At 68.1% G+C, this 17,351-nt stretch carries 15 protein-coding genes; 13 read left to right on the top strand and 2 right to left on the bottom strand.

The window, feature by feature from the left end; all coding sequences use genetic code 11:
- Positions 1 to 7: 7 nt before the first annotated feature.
- From ripB to D3H54_RS16210, 7 genes are all read left to right on the top strand, one after another.
- Entirely contained in the window at positions 8 to 697 is a 690-nt protein-coding gene (gene ripB, locus D3H54_RS16240; protein ID WP_149379913.1) for an NlpC/P60 family peptidoglycan endopeptidase RipB, read from the top strand.
- 130 nt (positions 698 to 827) lie between these two features.
- A complete protein-coding gene (moxR1, locus tag D3H54_RS16235; RefSeq protein ID WP_149379912.1) occupies positions 828 to 1,946 on the top strand; it encodes a chaperone MoxR1 in 1,119 nt (372 codons plus the stop codon).
- Positions 1,943 to 2,887 (top strand): DUF58 domain-containing protein, encoded by a 945-nt coding sequence (locus D3H54_RS16230; RefSeq protein ID WP_149379911.1) that lies wholly within the window; start codon positions 1,943 to 1,945, stop codon positions 2,885 to 2,887. Before moxR1 ends, D3H54_RS16230 begins: the two co-directional genes overlap by 4 nt.
- Positions 2,884 to 3,891 (top strand): VWA domain-containing protein, encoded by a 1,008-nt coding sequence (locus D3H54_RS16225; RefSeq protein ID WP_149379910.1) that lies wholly within the window; start codon positions 2,884 to 2,886, stop codon positions 3,889 to 3,891. Before D3H54_RS16230 ends, D3H54_RS16225 begins: the two co-directional genes overlap by 4 nt.
- Positions 3,892 to 3,954: 63 nt before the next feature.
- Positions 3,955 to 4,719 carry a 3-oxoacyl-ACP reductase FabG1 gene (fabG1, locus tag D3H54_RS16220; RefSeq protein ID WP_149379909.1) on the top strand — a complete coding sequence of 255 codons (765 nt, stop codon included), beginning with the start codon at positions 3,955 to 3,957 and terminating at the stop codon, positions 4,717 to 4,719.
- A 58-nt stretch (positions 4,720 to 4,777) separates the two neighbouring features.
- On the top strand, positions 4,778 to 5,584 hold the full coding sequence (gene inhA / locus D3H54_RS16215) for an NADH-dependent enoyl-ACP reductase InhA (protein WP_149379908.1): 807 nt from the start codon (positions 4,778 to 4,780) through the stop codon (positions 5,582 to 5,584).
- 10 nt (positions 5,585 to 5,594) lie between these two features.
- The gene (locus D3H54_RS16210) at positions 5,595 to 6,650 is read left to right on the top strand and encodes a ferrochelatase (protein WP_149379907.1); all 1,056 of its coding nucleotides are present in this window, start codon (positions 5,595 to 5,597) and stop codon (positions 6,648 to 6,650) included.
- Here D3H54_RS16210 and D3H54_RS16205 read toward each other — a convergent pair.
- Complete coding sequence (locus tag D3H54_RS16205; protein ID WP_149379906.1) at positions 6,619 to 7,479, bottom strand: Rv1486c family protein; 861 nt, start codon at positions 7,477 to 7,479, stop codon at positions 6,619 to 6,621. The genes D3H54_RS16210 and D3H54_RS16205 overlap by 32 nt on opposite strands.
- 77 nt (positions 7,480 to 7,556) lie before the next feature.
- On the opposite strand from D3H54_RS16205, the gene D3H54_RS16200 reads away from it, so the two are divergent.
- Together D3H54_RS16200 and D3H54_RS16195 are read left to right on the top strand one after the other, a co-directional pair.
- Positions 7,557 to 7,991: an NfeD family protein gene (locus D3H54_RS16200; RefSeq protein ID WP_149379905.1), complete on the top strand. Its 435-nt coding sequence runs from the start codon at positions 7,557 to 7,559 to the stop codon at positions 7,989 to 7,991.
- A gap of 11 nt (positions 7,992 to 8,002) precedes the next feature.
- On the top strand, positions 8,003 to 9,244 hold the full coding sequence (locus tag D3H54_RS16195) for an SPFH domain-containing protein (RefSeq protein WP_149379904.1): 1,242 nt from the start codon (positions 8,003 to 8,005) through the stop codon (positions 9,242 to 9,244).
- Positions 9,245 to 9,248: 4 nt separating this feature from the next.
- Here the strand turns inward: D3H54_RS16195 and D3H54_RS16190 are convergent, their stop codons facing one another.
- Entirely contained in the window at positions 9,249 to 10,001 is a 753-nt protein-coding gene (locus tag D3H54_RS16190; RefSeq protein ID WP_168214881.1) for a TVP38/TMEM64 family protein, read from the bottom strand.
- Between the two features lie 142 nt (positions 10,002 to 10,143).
- Between D3H54_RS16190 and mutA the strand changes: the two genes are divergently transcribed.
- The 4 genes from mutA to lipL all read left to right on the top strand — a co-directional run bounded on the left by mutA (position 10,144) and on the right by lipL (position 16,585).
- On the top strand, positions 10,144 to 12,003 hold the full coding sequence (gene mutA / locus D3H54_RS16185; RefSeq protein ID WP_149379903.1) for a methylmalonyl-CoA mutase small subunit: 1,860 nt from the start codon (positions 10,144 to 10,146) through the stop codon (positions 12,001 to 12,003).
- Position 12,004: 1 nt separating this feature from the next.
- Entirely contained in the window at positions 12,005 to 14,260 is a 2,256-nt protein-coding gene (gene scpA, locus D3H54_RS16180) for a methylmalonyl-CoA mutase (protein WP_149379902.1), read from the top strand.
- Positions 14,260 to 15,243, top strand: a complete 984-nt coding sequence (meaB, locus tag D3H54_RS16175; RefSeq protein ID WP_149379901.1) for a methylmalonyl Co-A mutase-associated GTPase MeaB — start codon at positions 14,260 to 14,262, stop codon at positions 15,241 to 15,243. The genes scpA and meaB overlap by 1 nt, the downstream gene beginning before the upstream one ends.
- Positions 15,244 to 15,316: 73 nt before the next feature.
- Positions 15,317 to 16,585 (top strand): esterase/beta-lactamase LipL, encoded by a 1,269-nt coding sequence (lipL, locus tag D3H54_RS16170; RefSeq protein WP_210419561.1) that lies wholly within the window; start codon positions 15,317 to 15,319, stop codon positions 16,583 to 16,585.
- Positions 16,586 to 17,351: the final 766 nt, after the last annotated feature.

Here is a 17,351-nt window from a genome sequence, read left to right as displayed (position 1 = left end):
TTTACCCATGTCTCGCAACACTTCTCGACGGCTCTTCGTCGGGACGATCCTGACGGCACTCACGCTGGGGTTGGGCATCGCCAGCCCGGCCAATGCCGATCCGGGCGAGTGGGATCCGACGTTGCCCAAGATCCTGAGCGCGGGCGCCCCCGGTGATCCGGTCGCGATGGCCAACGCCTCGTTGCAGGTCACACAGCAGGCCGCCCAGGCGACCATGGACCTGGGCCGCAAGTTCCTGTCCGGTCTGGGCTTCGGCGGCTCGCCGTCGGCGCTGCCCGGCAGCCGGGTCCGCGGACCGCAGGCCATCGAATACGTCATCGCCCGGGGCGCGTCGCAGCAGGGCGTGCCGTACTCGTGGGGTGGCGGCGCGATCAACGGGCCCAGTGCCGGCGTGGAGGAAGACGCCGGCAAGGTGGGCTACGACTGCTCGGGCTTCACCCGCTACGCCTTCGCCGGCGTCGGCGTGCAGATTCCCAAGTACTCCGGTGACCAGTACAACGCCGGCCGGCACATCCCGCCCTCGCAGGCGAAGCGCGGCGATCTGATCTTCTACGGACCCGGCGGGACCCAGCACGTCACCATCTACCTGGGCAACGGGCAGATGCTCGAGGCATCGTCGGCGGCCGGTCACGTGACCGTCAGCCCGGTCCGCACCGCGGGTATGACGCCGTACCTGACCCGCATCATCGAGACCTGAGAGTCCGCGCGGACGGCGAGCTCCTCGACGCGCCAGCGAATGGGGCACGTCGACGGATCTCAGAACGCCTGGAATAGTTGTGGCAGGGCACGGCGTGCCCGCCAAAACCAACAGCTCGTGGAGGAAGTCGATGACGTCACCAGGTGGGTCGCCTGCAGGCCCCGGATCGTTTGCCGGGCCGAGCGGAGCCCCGGCCGCCCCACAGTCGGGCGGTAACGGTCTGGCCGGTGAGGTGAACACCCTGGAACGGGCGATCTTCGAGGTCAAGCGCATCATCGTCGGCCAGGACCAGTTGGTCGAGCGGATCCTGGTCGGGCTGCTGGCCAAGGGCCACGTGCTGCTCGAAGGTGTGCCGGGCGTCGCCAAGACCCTGGCGGTCGAAACGTTCGCCAAGGTGGTCGGCGGTACCTTCGCCCGCATCCAGTTCACCCCCGACCTGGTGCCCACCGACATCATCGGTACCCGCATCTACCGCCAGGGCCGGGAAGAATTCGACATCGAACTCGGCCCCGTGGTGGTGAACTTCCTGCTGGCCGACGAGATCAACCGCGCCCCGGCAAAGGTGCAGTCCGCGTTGCTGGAGGTCATGGCCGAGCGCAAGATCTCCATCGGCGGCAAGACCTACGAGCTGCCCAAGCCGTTCCTGGTGATGGCGACCCAGAACCCGATCGAGAACGAGGGTGTCTACCCGCTGCCGGAAGCCCAGCGCGACCGCTTCCTGTTCAAGATCAACGTGGACTACCCGTCGCCGGAAGAAGAGCGCGAGATCATCTACCGGATGGGTGTCACCCCGCCGGAGCCCAAGCAGATTCTGGAGACCGGCGACCTGCTGCGCCTGCAGAACGTCGCGGCCAACAACTTCGTCCACCATGCTCTGGTCGACTACGTGGTCCGGGTCGTCACGGCGACGCGTCGGCCCGAGCAGTTCGGTCTGCCCGACGTCAAGGCCTGGATCGCGTTCGGCGCGTCACCGCGTGCGTCGCTGGGCATCATCGCCGCCTCCCGCGCACTGGCGCTGGTCCGCGGCCGTGACTACGTCATCCCGCAGGACGTCATCGACGTCATCCCCGACGTCCTGCGCCACCGGCTGGTGCTGACCTACGACGCGCTGGCCGATGACATCAAGGCCGAGACTGTGATCAACCGCATCCTGCAAACGGTCGCCCTGCCTCAGGTCAATGCCGTTTCGCAGCAAGGGCATTCGGCGCCGCCGGTGGTTCCCGCCGGGGCGGGTGCCAACGGTCGGTGAGCGAATCCGAAACCGTCCACCCGCCGTCCTTTCAGCGCGGTGAGATCGGTGACGCCAAGCTCTCGGCGGCGCTGCGCACCCTCGAGCTCACGGTCAAGCGCAAGCTCGACGGAGTGCTGCACGGTGACCATCTCGGCTTGATCCCCGGCCCGGGCTCCGAGCCCGGTGAGTCGCGGATGTACCAGCCCGGCGACGATGTGCGCCGGATGGACTGGTCGGTCACCGCCCGCACCACCCACCCGCACGTTCGGCAGATGATCGCCGACCGCGAGCTGGAGACCTGGCTGGTGGTCGACATGTCGGCCAGCCTGGACTTCGGCACCACCGGCTGCGAGAAGCGCGACCTGGCGGTGGCCGCCGCGGCGGCGATCACCTACCTCAACAGCGGCGGCGGCAACCGGATCGGCGCGATCATCGCCAACGGCGACAAGATCACCCGTGTGCCCGCGCTGTCCGGCCGGATGCACGAGCAGACTCTGCTGCGGACGATCGCCACCATGCCGCAGGCCCCCGCCGGGGTGCGTGGCGATCTGGCCGCGGCCATCGATGCGCTGCGCAGGCCCGAACGCCGGCGCGGCATGGCCGTGGTGATCAGCGACTTCCTCGGCCCGATCACCTGGATGCGGCCGCTGCGCGCGATCGCCGCGCGCCACGAGGTGCTCGGCATCGAGGTGCTCGACCCGCGCGACGTCGAACTGCCCCCGGTCGGCGATGTGATCCTGCAGGACACCGAATCCGGTGTCACCCGTGAGTTCACCATCGACGAGCAACTGCGCTCCGACTTCGCCCGCGCCGCCGCGGTGCACCGCGAGGAAGTGGCGCGCACGTTGCGCCGCTGCGGCGCGCCGTTGATGACCCTGCGCACCGACCGCGACTGGATCGCCGACATCGTGCGGTTCGTCGCGTCCCGTCGCCGCGGTGCACTGGCGGGCAGCCAATGACCCTGCCGTTGCTCGGGCCGATGACGCTGGGCGGCTTCGAACACCCGTGGTTCTTCTTGTTCCTGCTCGTCGTGGCCGGACTGGTCGGGCTCTACGTCGTCGTGCAGTTCGCCCGGCAGAAGCGATTCCTGCGCTTCGCCAACATGGAGCTGCTGGAAAGTGTTGCGCCCAAACGGCCCAACAAGTGGCGGCACCTGTCGGCCATCCTGCTGATCGCCTCGCTGGTACTGCTGACGATCGCGATGGCCGGCCCGACGCACGATGTGCGGATCCCGCGCAACCGCGCCGTGGTGATGCTGACCATCGACGTGTCGCAGTCGATGCGCGCCACCGACGTCGAGCCGAGCCGGCTGGCCGCCGCACAGGAGGCCGCCAAGCAGTTCGCCGACCAGCTGACCCCGGGCATCAACCTGGGCCTGATCGCCTATGCCGGGACCGCCACCGTGCTGGTGTCGCCGACCACCAACCGGGAAGCCACCAAGAACGCCATCGACAAGTTGCAGCTGGCTGACCGCACCGCCACCGGCGAGGCGATCTTCACCTCGCTGCAGGCGATCGCCACCGTCGGCGCGGTCATCGGCGGCGGCGACACCCCGCCGCCGGCGCGCATCGTGCTGATGTCCGACGGCAAGGAAACAGTGCCGTCCAACCCGGACAACCCCAAGGGCGCGTTCACCGCCGCCCGCACGGCCAAGGATCAGGGCGTGCCGATCTCCACGGTGTCGTTCGGCACCCCGTACGGCTACGTGGAGATCAACGATCAGCGCCAGCCGGTCCCGGTCGACGACGAGATGCTCAAGAAGATCGCCGAGCTCTCCGGCGGCAGCGCCTACACCGCGTCGAGCCTGCAGCAGCTCAAGGAGGTCTTCACCTCACTGCAGGACCAGATCGGCTACGAGACCACCAAGGGTGACGCGAGCACCGGTTGGCTGCGGTTGGGTGCGTTGGTCCTGGCCCTCGCGGCGCTGGCCGCACTGCTGGTCAACCGGCGCCTGCCGGGCTGATTTCGGTGAAATCGCCGGTGGCGGATTTCGGTCCGGCCGACGGCAGGCACTAAGTTGGCTCCCATGTCCGAAACCGCTGCCGCAGAATCGGCCGACGTCAAACCGGCCGGCAAACCGCCGTTTGTCTCCCGTTCCGTCCTTGTCACCGGTGGAAACCGGGGCATCGGTCTGGCGATCGCCCAGCGGCTCGCCGCCGACGGCCACAAGGTCGCCGTCACCCACCGCGGCTCCGGAGTGCCCGAGGGGCTGTTCGGGGTGGAGTGCGACGTCACCGACACCGCAGCCATCGACCGGGCGTTCACCGAAGTCGAGGAACACCAGGGACCGGTCGAGGTGCTGGTGTCCAACGCGGGCATCTCCAAGGATGCGTTCCTGATGCGGATGACCGAAGAGCGCTTCCAAGAGGTCATCAACGCCAACCTCACCGGCGCGTTCCGGGTGACGCAGCGGGCGTCGCGCAGCATGCAGCGCAAGCGGTTTGGCCGGATCATCTACATCGGTTCGGTATCGGGCATGTGGGGGATCGGCAACCAGGCCAACTACGCGGCCGCCAAGGCCGGCCTGATCGGCATGGCCCGGTCCATCTCCCGTGAACTGGCCAAGGCCGGCGTGACCGCCAACGTGGTGGCGCCTGGCTACATCGACACCGAGATGACCCGCGCGCTCGACGAGCGCATCCAGGCCGGCGCGCTGGACTTCATCCCGGCCAAGCGGGTCGGCACCGCCGAGGATGTGGCCGGGGCGGTCAGCTTCCTGGCGTCGGAGGACGCCGGCTACATCGCCGGCGCGGTGATCCCGGTCGACGGCGGCATGGGAATGGGCCACTAGGCCCCGGTAGACACAGCGCCACTAGGCCCCGGTCGGTACAACGAGAAAGAGACTTCGCATGACACTTTTGCAGGGCAAGCGGATCCTCGTCACAGGGATCATCACCGACTCGTCCATCGCGTTCCACATCGCCAAGGTGGCGCAGGAGGCCGGCGCCGAACTGGTGCTCACCGGCTTCGACCGGATGAAACTGATCCAGCGGATCGCCGACCGGCTGCCGAACCCGGCGCCGCTGCTCGAACTCGACGTGCAGAACCAGGAGCACCTGGATTCCCTGGCCGGCCGGATCACCGAAGTGATCGGCGAAGGCAACAAGCTCGACGGCGTGGTGCACTCCATCGGCTTCATGCCCCAGACCGGCATGGGTATCAACCCGTTCTTCGACGCCCCGTACGAAGACGTCGCCAAGGGCATCCACATCTCGGCGTATTCCTACGCTTCGCTGGCCAAAGCCGTTCTGCCGGTGATGAATCCGGGCGGCGGGATCGTCGGCATGGACTTCGACCCCACCCGCGCGATGCCGGCCTACAACTGGATGACGGTCGCCAAGAGCGCGCTGGAGTCGGTCAACCGGTTCGTCGCCCGCGAGGCGGGCAAGGTCGGCGTGCGCTCCAATCTCGTTGCGGCAGGTCCGATCCGCACCCTGGCGATGAGTGCCATCGTCGGCGGCGCGCTGGGCGAGGAGGCCGGTGCGCAGATGCAGCTGCTGGAGGAGGGCTGGGATCAGCGTGCCCCGCTCGGCTGGAACATGAAGGACCCGACGCCGGTCGCCAAGACCGTGTGTGCGCTGCTGTCCGACTGGCTGCCCGCCACCACCGGAACCATCATCTTCGCCGACGGCGGCGCCAGCACCCAGCTGCTCTAGTTCCGCCATCGTGCCCACCACATTTGATGCGCTGCTGATCCTGTCGTTCGGTGGTCCGGAGGGGCCGGAACAGGTGATGCCGTTCCTGGAGAACGTCACCCGCGGCCGCGGGATACCGCCGGAGCGGCTGACCGCCGTGGCTGAGCACTATCTGCATTTCGGTGGTGTCTCGCCGATCAACGGGATCAATCGCGCCCTGATCGAGGAGATCCGCGCCGAACTCGCCGAGCGCGGCGAACAGCTGCCGGTGTACTTCGGCAACCGCAACTGGCACCCCATGATCGAAGAGACCGTTGCCGCAATGGCGTCCGACGGTGTGCGGCGAGCCGCGGTGTTCTCCACCTCGGCATGGGGCGGCTACTCCGGGTGCACGCAGTACCAGGAGGACATCGCCCGAGCCCGCGCGGCGGTCGGCGACGGTGCCCCGGAACTGGTCAAGATGCGCCAGTTCTTCGACCATCCACTGCTGGTGGCGATGTTCGCCGACGCCATCGCGGCGGCGGCCGCGACGCTGCCCGAGCCGCTGCGGGCCGGCGCCCGGCTGGTGTTCACCGCGCATTCGATCCCGGTGCGGGCCGCCGATCGGTGCGGCCCCGACCTGTATGCCCGCCAGGTCCGCTACGCCGCCTCGCTGGTGGCCGCCGCGGCCGGCTACGATGACTATGACGTGGTCTGGCAGTCCCGGTCGGGTCCGCCGCAGGTTCCGTGGCTGGAACCCGATGTGGGAGATCACCTCTCAGCGCTGGCCGAAGCGGGCGCGAAGGCCGTGGTGGTCTGCCCGGTGGGCTTCGTCGCCGACCACATCGAGGTGGTGTGGGACCTGGACAGCGAACTGCGCGAGCAGGCCGAGGGCCTTGGCGTCGCGTTGGCGCGGGCCTCGACGCCCAATGCCGAGCGCCGGTTCGCGAAGCTGGTCCTCGATCTCGTCGACGAAGTTCGTGACGGCGGCGAACCCGCGAGGGTGGTTGGAGCTCAACCGGTTCCGGGTTATGGCTGCAGCGTCAACGGCGCGTTCTGCACGCCCGCGTGTGAGGTCAGTGCCAGGCCGAGTGCAGGATCGCGGTGACCGCCGCGATCCGCGCCGAGCGCACGACCGCCGCCAGCGGCCGCAGCGCGTCGCTGGCGATCTGAGCTTCCGACGCGCTCTGCGTGCCGATCGGCATGAGCCCCGAGCTGACCGTGATGATCGCGTCGACGTGCGCGGCGTTCTCCAGCACCCGAAGCGCCCGCGTCGGCGCGTGATCGGGAGCACGATGGTGGCGACCGGTTTCCAGCACCTGCTCGACCAGTCCGCGCGGATCGTCGATGCCGCCCGCGGCCCCGAGCTGCAGCGCGCCCAGCGCCTCGGCGGCCGAACGCACCGCCGACCGCAGACCGTATTCCGACTCGCCGAGGTCGAGGTGATCGACGACGGGGCGCGACGGCAGTGAGTACACCGTCCAGGACAGTGCGCACAGTTCGGGATGCCGATCGCAGTCCGGTAGTTCGTCGTCGGTGTCGTCGTACTCGAAATCGGGGACCAGGCCGATGGTGTCGCCGATCGGGCTGGTGACGATGATCGCCTCACCGGCAGACAGGGCGTCGCTCTGGAACTGGGTGCCCGCCGCCAGGCCGCGGACATCGCCGGGCACCGGCAGCGCCAGGCTGATCGCAGGCGGTCCGGCCTCGAGCGAGCGACCGGCCACGGTACGCAGCGTCTGCAGTAGCGACACCGCACCCGCATCGTCGACGTCGGGCCACGGCAGGCCGGTATGGCCGGCCGCCACCGAATCGTAGGCGATCACCGAATGCGTTGGAGCCCAGGCCGATAGCGCGTCAAGGACGTCGTCGGGTGCGGCCTTGCCGGCGAGCCAGGCATTGGCCCATACGGAGAGCGAAACACTTGGGCACCACATGATGCTCGCAGTGTAGTGGTTCGGCACCGAACCGGCTTTCCGCAACCGCTCCGCGCCGCGCGGGCTATCCTGGCGCCATGCCCGCGGCGCTGATCTGGCTCGTGTTCGCGCTGGGTCTTGCCGGTGCCGAGGCACTGACCGGCGACATGTTCCTGCTGATGCTCTCCGGCGGCGCACTGGCCGCCGCCGGGTCCAGCTGGCTGCTCGACTGGCCGGTGTGGGCCGACGGCGCGGTCTTCCTGGTGGTCTCGGTGGTACTCCTGGCACTCGTGCGCCCGGCGCTGCGGCGCAAATTCACCGGCGGGAAGGGCCTGCCTGAGCCGGTCAAGGCGCTGGAAGGCAAGAGCGCGCTGGTGCTCGACCGGGTCGCGCGCCATGAAGGCCAGGTGAAACTCGACGGCGAAATCTGGACGGCGCGGCCCTACAACGACAACGATGTCTACGAGCCGGGCGACCACGTCACTGTCATGCACATCGACGGTGCCACCGCGGTCGTCTGGAAGAACGAGTAAGGAGAACTCGTATGGACGGTGCCATAGCCGGTCTGGTTCTGCTGGCGGTGCTGGTGGTTTTCGCCATCATCGTCGTCGCCAAGTCCGTCGCTCTGATCCCGCAGGCCGAGGCGGCCGTCATCGAGCGGCTGGGGCGCTACAGCAAGACGGTCTCCGGGCAGCTCACGCTGCTGATCCCGTTCATCGACAAGGTCCGCGCCCGCGTCGACCTGCGCGAGCGGGTGGTGTCTTTCCCGCCGCAGCCGGTGATCACCGAGGACAACCTGACCGTCAACATCGACACCGTCGTCTACTTCCAGGTCACCAACCCGCAGGCGGCGGTGTACCAGATCAGCAACTACATCGTCGGCGTCGAGCAGCTGACCACCACCACACTGCGTAACGTAGTCGGCGGCATGACCCTCGAGCAGACCCTGACATCACGCGACCAGATCAACGGGCAGCTTCGCGGCGTGCTCGACGAAGCCACCGGACGCTGGGGCCTTCGGGTGGCCCGGGTCGAATTGCGCAGTATCGACCCGCCGCCGTCCATCCAGGATTCGATGGAGAAGCAGATGCGCGCCGACCGGGAGAAGCGCGCGATGATCCTCACCGCGGAAGGTAGCCGGGAGGCGTCGATCAAGCAGGCCGAGGGTCAGAAGCAGGCCCAGATCCTGGCGGCCGAGGGCGCCAAGCAGGCCGCGATCCTGGCCGCCGAGGCCGAGCGGCAATCCCGCATCCTGCGGGCACAGGGTGAACGGGCCGCGTCCTACCTGCAGGCGCAGGGCCAGGCCAAGGCGATCGAGAAGACGTTCGCCGCGATCAAGGCCGGCCGCCCCACACCGGAGATGCTGGCCTACCAATACCTGCAGACGCTGCCGCAGATGGCCAAGGGCGAGGCCAACAAGGTGTGGCTGGTGCCCAGCGACTTCGGCTCGGCGCTGCAGGGCTTCACCAAGATGCTCGGCGCACCCGGCGAGGACGGGGTGTTCCGCTACACGCCGTCGCCGGTCGACGACCATCCGGCCAAATCCGACGAGGAAGACGCAGCCGAGGTCGCCGACTGGTTCGACACGCAGACCGACCCGGCGATCGCCCAGGCGGTGGCGAAGGCCGAGGCCGAGGCCCGCGCAACCGTGTCCCCGGTGGGCGCCGCTCCGATTCCGCCGCCGCCGCAGATCGCCCCGCCGGTGTCGTATCCGCCGCTGTCCGAGCAGCAGGCCCCGCCGGCCGACCCGCAGTACGCGCCGCGGCACGGTTCCGAACAGCAGTAGGGATCTACGGGGTGTTCGCGGCGACGTCATCGCCGTCGCGCACCTCGGCCTGACCGGCCGGGTGGTGGCGGCGATGGGTCTTGACCTCGTACACCAGACCCGCGATACCGACGGCCGCGGTGCACACCGACACCAACACCAGTAGCGGGCTGACGTTGCCGGTCAGGGCATCGCCGAGGAAGACCACCGCGGTGGTGCCCGGGATCAGGCCGGCCAGCGTCGCCCACAGGTACGGCATCACCCGTACGGCCGATGCGCCGGCGGCATAGTTGAGCACCGAGAACGGTACGGCGGGGATCATCCGCAGCGAGAAGATCGCCTGCCAGCCGCGGGCACGCAACCGGGTGTCCACCGACTCGAGAGCCGGATGGCTGACCAGCTTGCTGAACTGCCAGCCCAGGGCGCGCACCAGCAGCAGGGCGAGCAGCGCGCTGAGCGCACTGGCCACCACCGCGATCCCCACGCCCAACGCGGGACCGAACAGCAGGCCGGCGGCCAGGGTGAACGCGGTGCGCGGGAACGGGAACACCGTGACGACGATGTGGGCGGCGAAGAAGGCCAGTGGGAACCAGACGCCGAGAGACGTTGCCCAGTCCCGCAGCTGCAGCGCGGTCGGCAGCGGCACCAGCAACACGACTGCGACGAGAATCACAGCGGCGACGGCGGTGACGATGAGGCGCGTCCGGGAAACCTGGCGCGCCGTGGAGATCACCGCTGAGCGCACACTGCGCCACGTGCTGCGGGTCTTCGACGTCACGTTCACCAAGGTTACGGCCCTCCGGTGAGAACGCGCCCGATGCGACGCCGGTTACCGACGGGTAGCCGTAGTCGGCCACGTCACGGCTGGAGTGATCATTTAGCCTGATGGTCTGATGGCTGGTCCCGCGACGGACTGCCCCATGCTGCGACAACAGGAGTTGCCGGTGTCAGTAGAGGTTGAGGAAGCCCGCGCCCGCTGGCGGACCGCGGTGGCCGGCGTGCTGGCCAAGAGCAGCCGGAAGGACCCGGCGGATCTGCCCGCCGAGCCCGAAAGTCTGCTGGACTCACCGACTTACGAGGGCTTTGCGATCCGGCCGCTCTACACCGCACTCGATGAGTTGCCCGAATCGCCGTTACCCGGAACCTGGCCGTTCGTCCGCGGCGGCGACGCCCACCGCGACGTGGTCGCAGGCTGGAAAGTCGCCGAAGTGTTCGGCGGGCCCGGTGTTTCCGGCACCGTCGCCGACGGCAACGCCGCGGTGCTGAGTGCCCTTGGGGACGGTGTCAGCGCGCTGGTGCTGCGCGTCGGTGACACCGGCGTGGCCCCCGCCGACCTGGACCGGCTGCTGGAGGGGGTCTTCCTCGAGCTCGCGCCGGTGATCCTGGACGCGGGGGCGCAGTTCGCCGCCGCCGCCGAGGCGGTGCTGACCCTGATCGCCGGCGCCGACGACGCCCAACGCGCCACGATGTCGATCGACCTGGGTGCCGACCCGCTCACCGCGGCGCTCAGCGGCGCCCACGCACCAACCCTCGACGAGGTCACCCGCGTCGCCGCGAACGTGGCAGGTGGCGCGGGTGTTCGTGCGATCACCGTCGACGGACCGGCGTTCCACAACCGCGGCGCCAACGCCGCGTGGGAACTCGCCGGTGCGCTGGGGGCCGCGGTGGAGTACGTGCGGGCCCTGTCCGACGCGGGCGTCGAGGTCTCCGATGCGCTGCGCCAGGTCAGCTTCCGGCTGGTGGCTGACGACGACCAGTTCCTGACGATCGCGAAATTCCGTGCGGCCCGCCAACTCTGGGCCCGGATCGCCGATGTGCTCGGCCACCCCGACAGCGGGGCCGCGACCGTGCATGCGGTCACCTCGCTGCCGATGATGACCCAACGCGACCCGTGGGTGAACATGCTCCGCACCACGCTGGCAGCCTTCGGCGCCGGGGTCGGGGGAGCGGACACCGTGACGGTGCTGCCGTTCGACGTGGCGATCCCCAGCGGGTTCCCCGGAGTCAGCGCCGGTTTCGCCCGCCGCATCGCCCGCAACACCCAGTTGTTGCTGCTGGAGGAGTCGCACGTCGGGCGGGTGCTCGATCCGGCGGGCGGTTCCTGGTACGTCGAGGACCTCACCGGAAATCTTGCCGCGCAAGCCTGGTCGCACTTCCAGGACATCGAGTCCCGGGGCGGGTTCGGCGCGGCCGTCGATCACGTCGCCGAGCAGATCGAGCAGGTGCGGGCGCGCCGGGCTGACGACATCGCCCATCGGCGGACCCCGGTGACGGGAATCAATGAGTTCCCGAACCTCGCCGAACCGCCGCTGCCGCACTACAACTCGTCGGAGACCGTCCGGCGTTACGCGGCCGGGTTCGAAGCGCTGAGGGATCGCTCGGACGCCTTCCTGGACCGCACCGGTGGGCGGCCGCAGGTGCTGTTGCTGCCGCTGGGCCCGCTGGCGGAAAACAACATCCGTGCGACGTTCGCGGCCAACCTGCTGGCCTCCGGCGGGATCGAAGCCGTCAACCCGGGCACCGTCGACGCCGCAACCGTTGCCGCCGCCGTCGCCGACAGTGGCGCCTCGGTCGCGGTGCTCTGTGGCACCGACGCCCGCTACGGCACCGACGTCTCCGATGTGGTGGCGGCCGCACGAGCCGCTGGTCTGACCCAGATCTACCTGGCCGGCCCGGAGAAGGCGGTCGCGGAGGCGGCAGCCAAGCCCGACGGTTATCTGACCGCGAAAATCGATGCGGTCGAAGCGCTTTCGTCCCTGCTCACCCGATTGGGGGCCTGATATGACTGCTTCTACCACCGGTACCGTACCCAGCTTCGCCGACGTTCCGCTGCACGGCGACCGGCCCGTGCCGGCGCCCACCGAGGCCGCCGTCACCGACCATGTCGCCGCCGCCGCGTCGGCGCACGGCTACACCGCTGAGCAGCTGGAGTGGCAGACACCGGAAGGCATCGCCGTCAAACCGGTCTACGTCGGCGCCGATCGCGCCGCCGTCGCCGCGGCCGGATATCCGCTGGACAGCTTTCCCGGGGAACCGCCGTTCATCCGCGGTCCGTACCCGACCATGTACGTCAACCAGCCGTGGACCATCCGGCAGTACGCCGGATTCTCGACCGCCGCGGAATCGAACGCCTTCTACCGGCGCAATCTGGCTGCCGGTCAGAAAGGTCTGTCGGTGGCCTTCGACCTGGCCACTCACCGCGGCTACGACTCCGACCATCCCCGCGTCGCCGGTGACGTCGGCATGGCCGGTGTTGCCATCGATTCGATCCTGGACATGCGCCAGTTGTTCGACGGCATCGACCTGTCGACGGTGAGCGTGTCGATGACCATGAACGGCGCGGTGCTGCCGATCCTCGCGCTCTACGTGGTGGCCGCCGAAGAGCAGGGGGTGTCGCCGGAGAAGCTGGCCGGGACCATCCAGAACGACATCCTCAAAGAGTTCATGGTCCGCAACACCTACATCTATCCGCCGAAGCCTTCGATGCGGATCATCTCCGACATCTTCGCCTACACCAGCGCCAAGATGCCGAAGTTCAACTCCATCTCGATCTCCGGCTATCACATCCAAGAAGCCGGGGCCACAGCCGATCTCGAGCTGGCCTACACCCTGGCCGACGGTGTGGAGTACCTGAAGGCAGGCCGCGACGCCGGTCTGGACGTCGACAAGTTCGCGCCGCGCCTGTCGTTCTTCTGGGGTATCGGGATGAACTTCTTCATGGAGGTCGCCAAGCTGCGGGCAGGCCGGCTGCTGTGGAGTGAGCTGGTTGCCGAGTTCGGCGCCAAGAATCCCAAATCGCTGTCGCTGCGCACGCATTCGCAGACCTCCGGTTGGTCGCTGACCGCCCAGGACGTGTTCAACAACGTCGCGCGGACCTGCATCGAGGCAATGGCAGCGACTCAGGGTCATACCCAGTCGCTGCACACCAACGCCCTCGACGAGGCGCTGGCGCTGCCCACCGACTTCTCGGCGCGTATCGCGCGCAACACCCAGCTGCTGCTGCAGCAGGAGTCGGGCACCACCCGGCCCATCGACCCGTGGGCGGGCTCCTACTACGTGGAGTGGTTGACCTACCAGCTGGCCGAGAAGGCCCGGGCGCACATCGCCGAGGTCGCCGAGCACGGCGGCATGGCGCAGGCGATCAACGAGGGCATTCCGAAGTTGCGCATCGAGGAGGCCGCCGCACGCACGCAGGCGCGCATCGACTCCGGTGCTCAGCCGCTGATCGGGGTCAACAAGTATCAGGTCGACGAGGACCAGGACATCGAGGTCCTCAAGGTCGAGAACAGCCGGGTGCGTGCCGAGCAGCTGGCCAAGTTGGAGAAACTCCGCGCCGAAAGAGATGAGCGCGCGACACAATCCGCACTGGCCGAACTGTCCAGGGCCGCTGAAGCTTCCGGTCCGGCCGGCGAGGATGGGCTGGGCAACAACCTGCTGGCGCTGGCGATCAACGCCGCGCGGGCCAAGGCCACCCTCGGCGAGATCTCCGACGCTCTGGAGAAGGTGTACGGCCGGCATCAGGCCGAGATCCGCACCATCGCGGGGGTGTACCGGGACGAGGTCGGGAAGGCCCAGAATGTGAGCGCCGCAACCGAATTGGTGGAAAAGTTCGCCGAGGCCGACGGCCGCAGGCCGCGCATCCTGGTCGCCAAGATGGGCCAGGACGGCCACGACCGCGGCCAGAAGGTCATCGCCACCGCCTTCGCCGACATCGGCTTCGACGTCGACGTCGGCTCGCTGTTCTCCACCCCGGAGGAAGTCGCGCAACAGGCCGCCGACAACGACGTCCACGTAGTGGGTGTGTCGTCGCTGGCCGCCGGGCACCTGACGCTGGTGCCGGCGCTGCGGGACGCGCTGGCCGAGGTCGGCCGCCCCGACATCATGGTGGTGGTCGGTGGCGTCATTCCGCCGGGAGACTTCGACGAGCTGTACGCCGCCGGCGCCACTGCGATCTTCCCGCCCGGAACGGTCATCGCCGACGCCGCCGTGGATCTGTTGCACAAGCTCGCCGAGCGGCTCGGGTACGACCTCACCTGATGCCCTCCGACGTCGCAGCACTGGCCGAGGCGATCCGCGGCGGCGATCGTGCGGCGCTCTCGCGGGCCATCACGTTGGTCGAGTCGACCCGCGCCGATCACCGCGACCAGGCCCAGCAGCTGCTCCTCGAGCTGATGCCGGACGCCGGGAAGGCGCTGCACGTCGGCCTCACCGGGGTGCCCGGGGTGGGGAAGTCGACCACCATCGAGGCGCTCGGCATGTACCTGATCGAGCGGGGTCATCGGGTCGCGGTGCTGGCCGTCGACCCGTCGTCGACTCGCACCGGCGGCTCGATCCTGGGGGACAAGACCAGGATGGCGAGGCTTGCCGTGCATCCGGACGCCTACATCCGTCCGTCGCCGACCTCGGGAACCCTCGGTGGGGTGGCAAAGGCGACACGGGAGACGATCGTGCTGACCGAGGCCGCCGGGTTCGACGTGATCCTGGTGGAGACCGTCGGCGTGGGGCAGTCCGAAGTGACCGTCTCCAACATGGTGGACACCTTCGTGTTCCTCACGCTGGCCCGCACCGGCGACCAGCTTCAGGGCATCAAGAAAGGTGTTCTCGAGCTGGCCGACATCGTGGTGGTGAACAAGGCCGACGGCCCGCACGCCACCGAGGCCAAGTCCGCCGCGCGCGAGTTGTCGGCCGCCATCCGGTTGATCTATCCACGCGAAACCATCTGGCGCCCACCGGTATTGACGATGAGCGCGGTGGAAGGCACGGGCCTGTCGGAACTGTGGGACACGGTCCTCAAACACCGCGACGTGCTGACCGAGGCCGGTGAGTTCGACGCCCGCCGGCGCGCGCAGCAGGTGGACTGGACGTGGTCGATGGTGCGCGACGCGGTCCTCGACCGGGTGCTGAACCATCCGGCCGTGCGGACGCAGCGCGCCGAGATCGAGCGCCAGGTGCGCGACGGTGAGCTGACCCCCGCGCTGGCGGCGCAGCGAATCCTCGACGCCGCCGACCAGTCAAACTGACGCCCCGCGCATCAAGCTAACGAAATGGCAACAATTCGTTACAGGTGTGCTTAGACCGATTAAATTCTCAGCTGTGACTCAGGCGACTCTCGGACACGACGCACTGCCCCACGGGCTGCAGGGCGCCGCGGATCCGCGCTTCGCCTGCGCGTTGCGCAACTTCTCCGCGATGTTTCCGCATCCCCGATTCGGGGGCGGGGCGCTGGCGGTCTACCTCGACGGGCAGCCGGTGGTCGACGTCTGGACCGGCTGGTCGGACCGACGGGGACGGCAGCGCTGGTCGGCCGACACCGGCGCGATGGTGTTCTCGGCGACCAAAGGCGTGGCATCGACCGTCATCCACCGGCTCGTGGACCGCGGCCTGATTGACTACGACGCACCCGTTGCCGAGTACTGGCCGGAGTTCGGGGCCAACGGCAAGGCTGCCATCACCGTGCGCGACATGATGCAGCACCGCGCCGGTCTGGCACATCTGCGGGGAGTCCGCAGGCGCGACCTGCTCGACCACCTGGTCATGGAGGAGCGCATCGCGGCAGCGCCGGTCGGCCGCAACTTCGGCAAGCCTGCATATCACGCGCTCACCTACGGCTGGCTGCTGTCCGGCCTGGCGCGCGCGGTCACCGGGATCGGGATGCGCGAGCTGATCCGCACCGAGGTCGCCGCGCCGCTCGACACCGATGGGATCCACCTTGGCCGGCCGCCGGCGGGCGCGCCGACGAGAGCGGCCTCGATCATCGGCCCCCAGATGAACATCCCGAACCCGTTCTTCAACAGCGTCGCGCCCAGGATCGCGGCCCTCGAGCTGTCCGCCATCTTCGGTTCCATGTACTTCCCCGGCATGAGGTCGACGGTGCAGGGCGCGATGCCGTTGCTGGACAGCGAGTTGCCCGCCGCCAACGGGGTCGCCACGGCACGCAGCCTGGCCCGCATGTACGGCGCCATCGCCAACGGCGGTGAGATCGACGGTAAGCGCTTCCTGTCCGCGGAATTGGTCGCAGGCCTGACTGGTCGGCGCAATCTGACCCCGGACCGCAATTTGATCCTGCCGTTGGCATTCCACCTCGGCTATCACGCGCTGCCCATTCCGGGCGTGCTGCCCGGCTTCGGTCATGTCGGACTCGGCGGGTCGCTCGGCTGGGCAATTCCGGAGGCCGGGCTGTCATTCAGTTTCGTGCACAATCGGCTGCTGACCCCGTTCGTGCTGGCTGACCAGGCTGGTTTCGTAACAACCGCCGCACTGATCCGGCGCGGCGCCGCGTCAGCTCGCAAGCATGGCTTCACCCCGGTCACCGAGTTCGGCGCCCGGTTCCCCCGGCCGATATCGGGGGTCGTCGCGGGTTAGCTCCGCGTCATATCGCCGTTCTGAGCCCTTGCTGTGGAACCGCGATGTTCGTGAAGTTGCCTGGTCGGAGGGTTCCGGAACGCCGCCGCCGGCCTCGCCACATGTCCCTCGTCGGGGCTCCAGCTAACTTTCACAGGGAGTTCACAAGACCCCCATACACGGGTGATAAATGTCACGGGGTGTCGGCTGAACCGCGCTAAAGATGCCTTTCCGGCAAAAGTTCGCCAAATATCTGCGAATAGCCGGTCATTTATCCAGAACCGTTTGCTGCCTCAGCCTGTGAAATATCAGTGAACCTGTAGTCGGCGCCGATGTCGGCGGCTAAATGTGGTCTGAATCACGTTTCCCTGGTTTCTGATATTGAAATCTCAGCCTACTCTCAGGTTAGTAGCCATCTCCTGTGTGACGGAGCGGTATCCGCAGGCTAGAGGGTTTTCTGATGCTGAGGCGCGGTAGCGGAAACTCTCAGGGACGCCAAGCTATCACGCAGGTGTGGTGCGCGGTTCCGGGCGATATGAGGCATTATCGAATGGCGGCTGGCAAGCAATTGGGATCCACCTGGCGAGCTTTTCCGGTGAACCCATTTCCCAAATTTGCTATAACGCTCGCGATGCCAAATTGTGGCTGAATTGCGATAGTAAACACCCTGCAACTTCGTACTTGGCCCCCGGGACGGGGTTGCCGACGGTGTACGGCGGTTTGCCCAGATGGCGAATAGTTTGCAAAACTGCAGGTAGAAGCGATTTTTAGAATCTCTCGATAAAGC

The organism is Mycobacterium sp. ELW1, from assembly GCF_008329905.1.
Lineage (GTDB): Bacteria > Actinomycetota > Actinomycetes > Mycobacteriales > Mycobacteriaceae > Mycobacterium.
Note: the sequence above shows the minus strand (reverse complement) of the source record. Positions and strands in the feature narration are given on the sequence as shown.